The sequence below is a fragment of the Paenisporosarcina sp. TG20 genome (genome assembly GCF_000286315.1).
In the GTDB taxonomy this organism is placed as follows: Bacteria; Bacillota; Bacilli; order Bacillales_A; family Planococcaceae; genus Paenisporosarcina.
Genome location: NZ_ALJG01000227.1, coordinates 1 through 11,605, shown reverse-complemented (window position 1 = coordinate 11,605; position 11,605 = coordinate 1). Strand labels below are relative to the sequence as shown.

General features: G+C 37.7%; 12 protein-coding genes. 6 read left to right on the top strand and 6 right to left on the bottom strand.

The window, feature by feature from the left end; translation table 11 throughout:
• Positions 1-216 precede the first annotated feature (216 nt).
• Positions 217-705, top strand: a complete 489-nt coding sequence (locus B371_RS0105180; protein ID WP_019413243.1) for a hypothetical protein — start codon at positions 217-219, stop codon at positions 703-705.
• Positions 706-976: 271 nt separating this feature from the next.
• Here the strand turns inward: B371_RS0105180 and B371_RS24435 are convergent, their stop codons facing one another.
• Positions 977-1,081 carry a DUF4362 domain-containing protein gene (locus B371_RS24435; RefSeq protein ID WP_369751079.1) on the bottom strand — a complete coding sequence of 35 codons (105 nt, stop codon included), beginning with the start codon at positions 1,079-1,081 and terminating at the stop codon, positions 977-979.
• Positions 1,082-1,322: 241 nt separating this feature from the next.
• Here B371_RS24435 and B371_RS0105175 point away from each other — a divergent pair, with 241 nt between their 5' ends.
• The 5 genes from B371_RS0105175 to B371_RS0105155 all read left to right on the top strand — a co-directional run bounded on the left by B371_RS0105175 (position 1,323) and on the right by B371_RS0105155 (position 6,840).
• Positions 1,323-2,933, top strand: a complete 1,611-nt coding sequence (locus B371_RS0105175; protein WP_019413242.1) for a sensor histidine kinase — start codon at positions 1,323-1,325, stop codon at positions 2,931-2,933.
• Positions 2,917-3,609, top strand: coding sequence for a response regulator (locus B371_RS0105170; protein WP_019413241.1), 693 nt, complete (start codon positions 2,917-2,919; stop codon positions 3,607-3,609). Before B371_RS0105175 ends, B371_RS0105170 begins: the two co-directional genes overlap by 17 nt.
• A gap of 135 nt (positions 3,610-3,744) precedes the next feature.
• On the top strand, positions 3,745-4,752 hold the full coding sequence (locus tag B371_RS0105165) for a tripartite tricarboxylate transporter substrate binding protein (protein WP_019413240.1): 1,008 nt from the start codon (positions 3,745-3,747) through the stop codon (positions 4,750-4,752).
• Between the two features lie 93 nt (positions 4,753-4,845).
• The gene (locus B371_RS0105160) at positions 4,846-5,295 is read left to right on the top strand and encodes a tripartite tricarboxylate transporter TctB family protein (protein ID WP_019413239.1); all 450 of its coding nucleotides are present in this window, start codon (positions 4,846-4,848) and stop codon (positions 5,293-5,295) included.
• 18 nt (positions 5,296-5,313) lie between these two features.
• Complete coding sequence (locus B371_RS0105155; RefSeq protein WP_019413238.1) at positions 5,314-6,840, top strand: tripartite tricarboxylate transporter permease; 1,527 nt, start codon at positions 5,314-5,316, stop codon at positions 6,838-6,840.
• A gap of 728 nt (positions 6,841-7,568) precedes the next feature.
• On the opposite strand, the gene B371_RS0105150 is transcribed toward B371_RS0105155, so the two are convergent.
• The 5 genes from B371_RS0105150 to B371_RS0105130 form a co-directional block, all read right to left on the bottom strand.
• Positions 7,569-8,300 (bottom strand): lactate utilization protein C, encoded by a 732-nt coding sequence (locus B371_RS0105150; RefSeq protein WP_157185148.1) that lies wholly within the window; start codon positions 8,298-8,300, stop codon positions 7,569-7,571.
• Positions 8,273-9,679, bottom strand: coding sequence for a LutB/LldF family L-lactate oxidation iron-sulfur protein (locus tag B371_RS0105145; protein ID WP_019413236.1), 1,407 nt, complete (start codon positions 9,677-9,679; stop codon positions 8,273-8,275). Before B371_RS0105145 ends, B371_RS0105150 begins: the two co-directional genes overlap by 28 nt.
• A 1-nt stretch (position 9,680) precedes the next feature.
• The gene (locus tag B371_RS0105140) at positions 9,681-10,409 is read right to left on the bottom strand and encodes a (Fe-S)-binding protein (protein ID WP_019413235.1); all 729 of its coding nucleotides are present in this window, start codon (positions 10,407-10,409) and stop codon (positions 9,681-9,683) included.
• 116 nt (positions 10,410-10,525) lie between these two features.
• Positions 10,526-10,822 carry a VOC family protein gene (locus B371_RS21320; RefSeq protein WP_019413234.1) on the bottom strand — a complete coding sequence of 99 codons (297 nt, stop codon included), beginning with the start codon at positions 10,820-10,822 and terminating at the stop codon, positions 10,526-10,528.
• Between the two features lie 102 nt (positions 10,823-10,924).
• A complete protein-coding gene (locus B371_RS0105130) occupies positions 10,925-11,404 on the bottom strand; it encodes a PaaI family thioesterase (protein ID WP_019413233.1) in 480 nt (159 codons plus the stop codon).
• Positions 11,405-11,605 lie beyond the last annotated feature (201 nt).

Below are 11,605 nucleotides of genomic sequence, written 5' to 3'. Positions count from 1 at the left end.
TCGGTCGCTCCTGGAGTCGCCGCATTGCGCTACAATCAAACGATGCCTGTCTAATGTTAACGTATAATTAATATAAAAATCAGTTAAATGTTCGTGTTTATTATCAAATTGAGGAGTTATGAAATTGACTCTTAAGTAGTGTACTTAAAGAAATGCAGGAGCATTAGTTCAAGTTGCAAATGAAACATTCACTATTGATGGAATGGAGGTAATACTATGAACTTTAAATTATTAATTTTGTTAATCTGCTCATATTTAATAGCATTTTCAATAAATTTAATGCCTTCTATAAAGCATCTCGACTTACATATGAACATTTTCAATTTACTAGCCACTACTTTATTTTCACTCATTTTGCTACTATTCATAACGAAAGGATTGAAAGCAAATAAAAAAATAAAGACACTTTTGTTGTTTGGGGTTTTCACTGGTGTTCTTGTTTATGTCATAAAAATGTTTGAGGACTTTATGTTTAAATATATTATTTTGGATATACTGGCATCAATACAGTATCCATTTTATTTGATTTTTATGATACCTTTATTTAGAGCTAATTTTCTTTTCGACTTAAGCTATCCTACATTTGCATTGTTAATGTCTATATTTTATTTACTTGCTCTTATTTTAGTTAGTTGCAAAAAGACAAACTACAAAAGGAATCAACTTGGTAACGGGTTCGATTTAAGAAGTACTAAACAGGTTTAACAAACCAACCTGCTATAGAATACATAATATAATTACCAATAAGAAGCATTGTTATATTATTCACAATGCTTCTTTGCTAGGATGTATTTCCCAAATCAATAAACTGGAATTAACTCTGTCGCATCCTGATAAAGTTTAGTCCATTCTTTCTTCAGTTTCTTTAACGTCAATTGATTTGCACGTTACTGTATTAACCACTTTCATTACCGAATTGGTCTCAAGTAGTATCAATAATTAAAGTGATGATATCTCCATCGCATTCGAGGTCATGTCACTTAGGATCTCCTTTAGTCGTACATCTTCCATTTCTAATTTTGTTTTCCTTCCCTTGATTTACATCCTTAACAAATTTCATAAACTTCTCAAGGTTGGCTATTTCTCAGTGAGTATCATCAATATCTCCATCAGAAGGATTAAAATTACAACCCGATATAAGTCAGAATTAACATGAACCAAATCGCTTTCCTCATCTATTGTCCCCATGAATCTTTCAGTTTGTTATCAGTTTACCTGTCAAGTTAAATCCTCAATAAGACATCCCTTTCCAAAACTTTTGTTGCCAATTCTTTATTGACTCGTCATACTAAGTTCTAATTATATGAAAAGAGTGAGGAATTTTGAAGAATCGCTCTTTACAATCTAAAATATTTGTTTATGGCGCATTATTCGTCACTGCCATCTCCCTTCTTATTGGGACTTCATTTTATTTCACTATGTCCAACAGTATAGAACAGCAAATTGGCAATCGAGCACTTAGCATTGCTGTTACAACAGCAGAACGACCAGATGTTGTAGCTGGGTTTGAGAGTGAAGAGCCTTCTACAGTTTTGCAACCCATTGCCGAGAAAGTTCGTATACTTTCTGGTGCTGAATATGTGGTAATCGGAAATACTAAAGGGATACGTTATGCCCATCCCATAATCGAACGTATTGGTCAAAAAATGGTTGGGGATGATAATGAACGCACGTTAATCAATGGCGAATCCTATATCTCCGAAGCTACGGGAACATTAGGTCCGGCTTTGAGAGGAAAAACGCCAATTAAAAATAATAACGGAGAAATTATTGGTGTAATTTCGGTCGGTTTCTTAAAAGAGGATATTTCAAATGCTTTTTTCGAGTATGTTGATACAATTCTAACCATTGTTCTATTAGCCATTTTATTTGGTGTGATTGGTTCTACAATATTGGCAAGGAGTATTAAAAAAGTTTTATTTAACTTAGAGCCTGCTGAAATCGCACATTTATATAATGAACGAAACACCCTCTTTGAATCCGTACGTGAAGGAATCATCATGGTCGATAAAAACTCTCGTATTTCGATGGTAAATCCATCTGCATATGAAATGTTAAGTATTAAGGTCGACACGATTCTTGTCGGACTCCCTATTGAAAATGTATTGCCAAATACACTTCTCCCTCACGTGCTATTAACAGGTGAGAAGCAATTTGACCGACCCATGGTAGTGAGAGGAAAAAAAGTGATTGTCAATCGAATGCCAATAATAGTTGGGAAAGAGATTGTTGGGGCCGTTTCAAGTTTTCGCTTGCAATCAGACTTCCACCAACTAACAACTGAACTTTCACAAGTGAAGCTGTATACGGAAGCGTTAAGATCACAAACGCATGAATACCAAAACTTCCTTTACAGTATTAGTGGACTTATCCAATTGAATTCTTTAGATGAAGCACTCCATCTCATTCATGATGAGACACAAGAGAATCAATCCCTAATTCAATTTGTCACTAAAAGACTACAAGACGCATACCTAGGTGGGCTTGTCATTGGGTTATTCAATCGTGCTCGCGAATTAAAAATTCGTTTTATTTTAGATGAAGACAGTAACATGACAAAATTGCCTAAACATCTAGAAAAAAGTTTATTTATCTCTATCATTGGAAATCTAGTGACGAATGCTTTTGAAGCCGTTGAACATTTAAAGGAATCAGATAGAATCGTGCGATTGCTTATTACTGATATTGGACTAGAGATATTACTTGAAATTGAAGATTCAGGTGAAGGACTTAGTTCTCATATACTAGAACATATTTTTAAGTCACGAGTATCTACAAAAGAGGGGCAAGATCGTGGCTATGGTTTGGTTAAAGTCTTCGATAATATCGTAGATTTAGGTGGAGCTATTTCTATTGAGAAAGGTGATTTAGGTGGGGCATTGTTTATCATCTCAATTCCAAAAGGAGGGTTTATGTATGACCAAAATCATTGAGGTATTAATTGTAGAAGATGATATCAGAATTGCTGAAATCCACAGACGCTTTATTAACAAAATTGAAGGATTTATTGTAGTAGGATCTGCTAATACCGGAGCTGAAGCAAAAGATTGGATTTCAGCATTAAAACCAGATCTTATCTTACTCGACGTCTACTTGCCTGACATGATGGGAACGGAGCTACTGACCTTTATTCAAGTAGAAAGTCCAGATTCAGACATTATATATATCACCGCAGCCTCAGAAGTAAATATTGTAAAACAAGCGTTTAGAGGAGGTGTCGTGGACTATATTTTAAAACCTTTGACGTTCGATCGTTTTCAAGATAGTTTGCGTTCGTATAAAGAAATCAGAGAAACTCTTTCAAACCCGGGAAATTTGGAAGAGGATTCGATTCACCTATTGTGGAAACATCAAAAATTATTAAACTCTCCGGACAATTTGATCACACCAAAAGGAATTGACCCAATTACAATGGAAAAAGTCATCATTCAACTAAGTCATCAAACAAGTGGAATTACGGCTGAAAAACTTGGAATTGAAAGTGGCGTCAGTAGATCTACAGCAAGAAGATATTTAGAGTTTCTAGTATCAGAAAGTCAGGCAAGAGCTGAGCTCATTTATGGAACTATAGGTCGACCAGAACGTAGGTACTTCCCAAAAAACTCGTGAATTTTATGAACAATATGACACCAAAGAACTTTATTCCTCTTATGACCGAAAACATTGAAAACACTAAGAGTTCTGATAAGTTTAAGACAGCGGTTTAGAAAACGCTGTCTTTTTCAATTATAAGGGGGAATATTTATGTGGAAGAAGTTATCAATAGCAGTACTAGCTGGTACATTAGCTTTAAGTTTAACAGCTTGTTCATCACAAGAAAGTGAAAGCGCTTCATCAAGTTATCCAGAAAAAGGAATCACGATTGTTGCACCTTCTGGAGCAGGTGGCGGTTGGGATTTAACAGCTCGAGCAATTGCTAAAACGATGAATGCTACAAAAATAATAGAAGAACCAATTATGGTTGAAAACAAACCTGGTGGCGGTGGTATTGTCTACCTTGCTGATTTTGCAACAAAAGAAGCAGCAAATGATTATGTGTTGATGGTTAACTCACCTCCAATTTTAATTAACAATGATAAAGCTGAAGGTAATAGTCCTTTTGGCTATAAAGATACAAAACCTCTTGCACAGCTTACTCGTGATTATGGTGCAATTGTTGTGCAAGCAGATTCTGAATTTCAAACTTTAAAAGATCTCTTAGAAGCAATCAAAGCAGACCCTACTAAAATAACTTTAGCAGGTGGATCAGCTCCAGGTTCTATGGACCATTTAGTAGGAATTTTACCTGCATATGAATATGGCATTGATCCAAAATCGGTTAAGTATGTTTCGTATGATGGTGGTGGTGAAGCAGTAGCCGCACTACTTGGTAATAATGCTGACGTTATTGCAACCGACGCTTCTACTATTGCAGAATATGTGAAATCAGGAGACGTACGAGTTTTAGCAGTAAGTTCAGCGGAGCGCTTAGAAGGCGTATTAAGTGATGTACCTACATTCAAAGACGAGGGTATTGATGCAGAATTTACAATTTGGCGCGGGTTATTTGGACCTAAAGATATGTCCGATGATGCTGTTAAGTTCTGGTCAGAAAAACTAGATGAATTAGTTGAAACAGACGAATGGAAAGCAGAAATTGAAAGAAATGGTTGGCAGAGTGAGTACCGAAATGCTGATGATTTTACTACTTATTTAGAAGATCAAGACACAGTCATAGTTGAATTATTAACAGCTTTAGGTATGCAAAAATAATATAAATTTACTATAGTAATAGATTTTCTGATTTTAAAAATTTTTGGCGACAGCATGAGCGGTCGCCTTTTTCTTTAGGGGGTATGAAGGATAATGAGTAAAACGTTCGATCGGTTTGCAAGTATCACCTTTTTGCTGGTTGGTCTTTTATTTGTCATCGAAAGCCGTTCGATTTCACAAAGTGCCTACGGATCTACAGTTGGACCTAACATCTTCCCAACTGCACTCGGAATCATACTTATTTTATTAAGTATTCGATTACTATTTGAAACCACAAAATATAAGGGCCAAGAAGGAACAAAAGAGCCTGTTCAATATGTTAAATTCCTAATTATCTTCGTAAGTGCGGCTATATACGCAGCCGTTTTAGAACCAGTTGGTTATGTCATTTCGACGTTTATTTTTCTACTAATTGCATTTCAAACCATGGAACGTGGGAAATGGATTAGTACTATCATTATTGCTGGAGCTTTTTCTTTCGGTATATATTACTTCTTTTCGGAATTTCTTGGCGGTTCATTGCCTGGATTCCCAGAATTTTAAGGTGAAAGGAGTTATGAAATGGGTACTTTAGATTTTCTATTAAATGGATTTGCCGTTGCCTTCCAATGGCAAAATATCTTGTTTGCTTTTGTAGGCGTTGTCATCGGGACAGCTGTGGGTGTTTTACCTGGAATTGGGCCGATGAGTGGTGTTGCTTTGCTGATTCCTATCACTTCCACGCTAACATCAGGCATGCCAGTTGAAGCTGCTGCAGCCAGTTCAATTATCCTACTTGCAGGTGTTTATTATGGTGCCATGTACGGAGGATCTACAACCTCAATTTTATTAAATACACCTGGTGAATCTTCATCCGTTGTGACCACCTTAGATGGCTATCAAATGGCAAGACAAGGTCGAGCAGGCGCTGCCTTATCTATTGCAGCAATTGGATCATTTTTTGCAGGTATTGTTTCCTTAATTGGATTAGTATTATTAGCAGAACCATTGTCAAGGGTTGCCCTAAAATTTGGACCCGCTGAATACTTTGCACTCATGCTCCTAGGTCTTTGTGCAGTAAGTGGTTTAGCTGGAAAATCCATGACAAAAACTTTAATTATGACAGTATCCGGATTACTTTTAGCGACAATTGGAATTGATGGGGTCTCAGGGATTGCTCGCTTTACATATGATCTCCCAATTCTCTATTCAGGACTTGAGTTTCTAACAATCGCAGTTGGGTTATTCGCTCTTGGTGAAGTATTTAAAACCATCCTCGAACGTGATAAAGAATCAGGTGCAATCGCTAAGATCGATCGTATCGTACCAACGAAACAAGATTTAAAAGATAGTGCAGTTCCAATTGTTCGAGGTTCTCTACTAGGATTCTTCATTGGCGTTTTGCCTGGTGCAGGTGCAACTCTAGCATCGTTTTTCTCTTATATAGCGGAGAAAAAATTTAGCAAGCATCCAGAAAAATTCGGTAAAGGTGCAATTGAAGGAGTAGCTGGTCCTGAATCCGCTAATAATGCCGCTTCTGGTGGCGCTTTGATTCCACTACTAACTCTCGGTATTCCCGGTTCTGGTACAACTGCGATATTAATGGGCGCTCTTATCATGTATAACGTTCAACCAGGCCCCTTATTATTCAATGATCACCCAGAGGTTGCGTGGGGACTCATTGCAAGTATGTTTATAGGTAACTTAATGTTGCTGGTGCTCAATATGCCACTTGTTAAAGTATTTGCTAAGATTATACAAACACCTAAAAAGTATTTATTGCCTATCATTGTTGCGATATCCTTTTTCGGTGTGTATGCAGTTCAATACACAACGTTTGATTTATATTTATTGTTAGCCTGTGGTTTATTAGGTTATTTACTAGCTAAAAACGACTATCCACTTGCTCCCCTTGTTTTGGCACTTGTATTAGGGCCAATGATTGAGAATAATATGCGCCGTGCATTAACAATTTCTAATGGCGATTTCTCGATTTTTCTAACAAGACCTTTATCATTAACTTTTATTATCATCGCATTGGCTTGGTTACTAATTCCACTCTTAATGAAATTTAAAGGCCGTACAGTTGTTGTCAATGAAGAGGATTAAATTGGGGATAGGAGATTAATTTGCTAGAACAGTATCCCCCCTGCAAGAGAATTTTCGAAAAATGTTAACAGAGAGCGAAGTGACCTCACTTCGCTCTCTGTTTTTCTATTTACCCATTGTATTGGAGATATCAATCTTCCTCCTTAGGTCCTATTAAAGTATTTCCCCAGATGAAGAGCCACAATTTGAGGAACAATTGTGGCTCTTCATCTTAGACTTGTGTTTAATTTACAATTAATATTTTTTACTAGGATTGAAGTTTTTTATCTAGTTATTTCAAGTTTTCGCTCACTTAGATATGGCTTTCGCTCACTTATCTCCTGTTTCCGCTCACTCAGCTATGGTTTTCGCTCACTCATCTCCTGTTTCCGCTCACTCAGCATGATTTCATGCAAGTTTAATAGAAATTAGAATCTAGTTTTGACTGTTCCAGTTTATAACACTATTTTATATCTTGGGAAGAAGTAGGTTTCACTCATAATGGAAGTGTTTCATCTAGTCATTTCAAGTTTTCGTCCACTTAAATGTGATTTCCGTCCACTCATTTCAAGTTTTCGTCCACTCAAATGTGATTTCCGTCCACTCAGCATCTGTTTTCGTCCACTCAACTATGATTTCCATCCACTCATCATGATTTCATGGGTACCACGACAATTTCAGGTAAGTTTAATAGGAAAATTGAACCGAGTTTTGACTGTTTCCTGTTCATGAACACTTCTGATAAAGAGCTACTCTCTCAGAAGAATGACGTGTACCTTTCCAGGTCCATGTACACCTAGGGCTAAGTCCATTTCAATATCGGCTGTACGACTAGGTCCTGTGATGAAATTTATACATGCGGGTAAACCAGTTGGCACTTTGGCATGTATGTGTTCCATCGCTTGGGTTATGCGTGGTACGATTTGGCTTTCCTTGAGTATGCATAAATAAAATGGAGGTAACAAACTGACCATTCGTCCCCGTCCTTCCCCGTTCATAAAGACGACTGTCCCTGTTTCAGCTAAACCCAGGTCCGCACAAGTAATTCCTAAATCAACTTTTGCAGAGCGCTGCTTTAGCTCATCCTCACTCACGGAATTATTCCAAATTGAATTTTCTACCCCATTGGTAGTTAGTAAAGAGGTAAGGTCTAAATCATGTAAAAAAGGATTGTCCCAAGAAATAGCTGAATTGACTTCGAAATCTTTTAGTACCTTTGCTAATGTAACCTCAAATTCTTGTCGTGTAATTCGATCTACATTCGTGTTTAGAAGTTGAAGGTTATCTATAAATTGCTCTATCAAGTCTTCGTTAGTTTTGCCTTCATATAAATGCAAATAGGGCTTGTTCTTCCAGATCGGTGGTTTAACACCAGATCTTCTTTCACGTCCTAATCTCGAAGAAATATTTGTTAGAAATTTCTCTTGATTCAATTGATCTACAGTCAAGTCCCTCACTCCTTTCTCTCTTTTGCCCACCATTCACGAAATGATTGTTTTTTCGGTTGAGGCAGATCTCGAATGTCTGTCCACCCACCCAACATACCAGGTCCTTTGGTAATATATCCGTCTTTGGCTAGCACACCCAATCCTGTACTCGATAATTTCACAGTCTTATCATAGAGTGCAGGATGACTATTGATATAACCAAATCCTTTAAAGGCCATTTTTTCTGGAAGCGGTGCATAACCTTGATCTACTTCATCTTTCCGATGTTCAATTAGCAGGTCGTGTAAAGGGATTTTCACTGGGCACACTTCAGTACATGCTCCACAAAGGCTTGACGCATGAGGCAATTCTTTCCAATCGTCATACCCTTCCAATAAAGGCATTAGCACAGCACCAATTGGCCCACTATAGACACCTCCATAGGCGTGTCCTCCAACATGTCTGTAAACCGGGCAAACATTTAAGCAGGCCCCGCATCGAATACAGTTCAGTGCTTCTTGATAAGCTGTTCCTAGTATATTTGAACGACCATTATCTAAAATCACCAGGTGAAACTCTTCGGGACCATCTAAGTCCCCACTCTGACGTGCTGAATTAATTCCAGTAACGTAGACACTTATCTTTTGACCAGTGGCACTTCTTGTAAGCATTGAAATCATAATATCTAATTCATTCCAAGTAGGAACAATTCTTTCTAAACCCATAACAGCGATGTGAACTTTTGGTAGGGTTGTAGTCAGACGTGCATTTCCTTCATTGCTTACGAGAACGACGGAGCCTGATTCTGCAACGGCAAAATTGCAACCTGATATCCCGATGTCAGCTTGTAAAAACTCTTCCCGTAGCGTTTCTCTAGCAAATGCGCATAATTCAGTTGTTTCATCCGAAAGTTTTCTACCCGCTACTTCAGAAAAAAGGGCTGACACTTGTTGTCTCGTTTTATGGATTGCCGGGGCAATTAGGTGGGAAGGTGTTTCATTTGCTAATTGTATGATGTATTCACCTAGATCAGATTCCACTACTTTCAAACCTTCCGCTTCGAGATGTTTGTTTAAGTGAATTTCTTCTGTCACCATCGATTTAGATTTGATAATCGTTTTTGCTTCTTTATCCTTGGCAATTTTTTTTATGATATCAACTGCATCGCTATCCTTCTCTGCGAAGTGAACAAATCCTCCACTTTTCCGAACATTTGTGACAAGCTCCTCAAGATAGCTATCTAAGTTGTCGATTGTATGTTTACGAATTTCGGCAGCGAGTTCGCGCCATTCCTCTATATTTCCCAACTGATCTGCTGCGGTATTTCTACCATTACGCAATTTATCTTGGGCAAAGGGAACTGCTTGTTTTAAAATCGGGTCAGCTAATGCCTTATCAACTCTTTGGTCAAAATCAATAGAATTCAAAGTCATGTTAAATCTTCCCCCCTTTTTCTAACACCTCTGCTACATGCATAATTTCAATGTCTTGGCCTGTTCTTCTCATTCGTCCACCAATGTTCATCAGACAGCCTAAATCAGAACCAATCAAAATTTTAGCTTCAGTAGAAATAATATTATTAATTTTTTCATCAACCATTCTCTCAGAAATATCGCTCATTTTTGCGGCGAAAGTTCCTCCAAAACCACAACAATCATTACAGTAAGGTAATTCCTTCATCGTTAGGCCTTCTACATGACTTAACAAGGTACTCGGTTCCTCCCGTATTTCTAACCCTCGGATCATGTGACATGAATGGTGATACGTTGCGATTGATTCCAGTTTGGCATTGACGTTCTCCACTTTTAATACGTTTACTAAAAAGTCCGAGAATTCATAGGTTTTATCAGCAAGACTCTGCGCTTTATCACGCCATATAGGATCACCCTTAAACAATTTCGGATAATAATGATGAATCATAGCAGCACAGGATCCAGATGGAGTTACAACCGTTTCACTATTTTCAAAAGCAAGAATCACTTGCTTCGCTGCTTTCATAGCATCTTTTTGGTAACCGCTATTATAAGCAGGTTGACCGCAGCAGGTTTGCTCTTTAGGAAATCCAACATCTACTCCAAGCCTCTCCAATACGTTCACTACACTCATCCCCACTTGCGGATAGAAAGCATCAGCTAAACAGGTGATAAAAAGATCTACTTTCATATTGACTCTCCTTTTTGATTAATTTGAACCGTTTCTGGTAGATCATTTTTTCACTTCTACCTTATGAGCCTATTGAATTAGAAAATTTTTCTCAGCAGTTTTTCTTATTCACCTTTTTAAAAGTTCAAATCCCAATAATAGCCAAATTCATCACATACTTTAGCGTATTTCGCACCCCAAAACTTGTCTTGCAGTTCCATAGCGGCTGTTCCGCCTTCTAATAATGCATTGTACAAATGATTAATATCATCTTCACTTTCACATTCAATTAATATAGATATATTCGTTGCACCCGATTCCCCTGGAGTTGTTGAATCTGCAATCATGATACTAAAGTTTCCATTTGATAACTGACTGGTTTCATTTGCATCTCCTTTCCTATATTCATTGTTATTAGTTATAGGATTCGGCACTTATTTAAAAAAGCCTTTTATTTAATTTTTCATACTTACGAATAATCTAAAAAAGGGTACCTTTACGTCAAAATTTTCTTGACTAATAAAGGTACCCTCATATTATTTTTTCCCGAAATTAGTTGGCATAACAACCGCAACGACTTCTCCATTGGCTACATGCTCTGTTCCTGCGTATAACTTAACATGAATTTTGTATTTTTTAGGATGAACTTCTTCCACTTGACCAGTTGCTTTTAACTGTACCCCTTGAGGTGTTGGTTTTAAGTAGTCCACATGCAAGGAAGCCGTCACGAAGCGTGGTGGTTCAGCTCCATCACCTGGTTCATGTCCATTTTTTCGATGTAAAAAAAGTGCAGCAGAGCCCGTTCCATGACAATCAACTAGCGATGCTGATAATCCGCCATATACATATCCAGGAAGCGCCGTATGCTTGTCAGAAGGTTCATAATAGGTTACGGTTTCTTCTTCGTTCCAAAATGTTCTTAATTGGTATCCCTCTTCATTTAAACGTCCACAACCATAGCACCATGCAAAATCATCCGGATATATATCTTGAATTGCAGTTTGTTCGTTTTCCATTCTAAACATCCCCTTTTTTGAAAAATAAGATAGTAATGTCTAGCTCCAAGCGTCGGCGTTGGGCTTTTCTTACAAGATAAGCAAGTATATGAATTTAGTGAGCCATAGATCCAGTATTCCCGTTATTTTAAGGAGTAAGTTCTAGTATGATACCGCTGATTTGCACTCCAGGCGGACGCGTTCCACGGGGCGGGCGGCGAG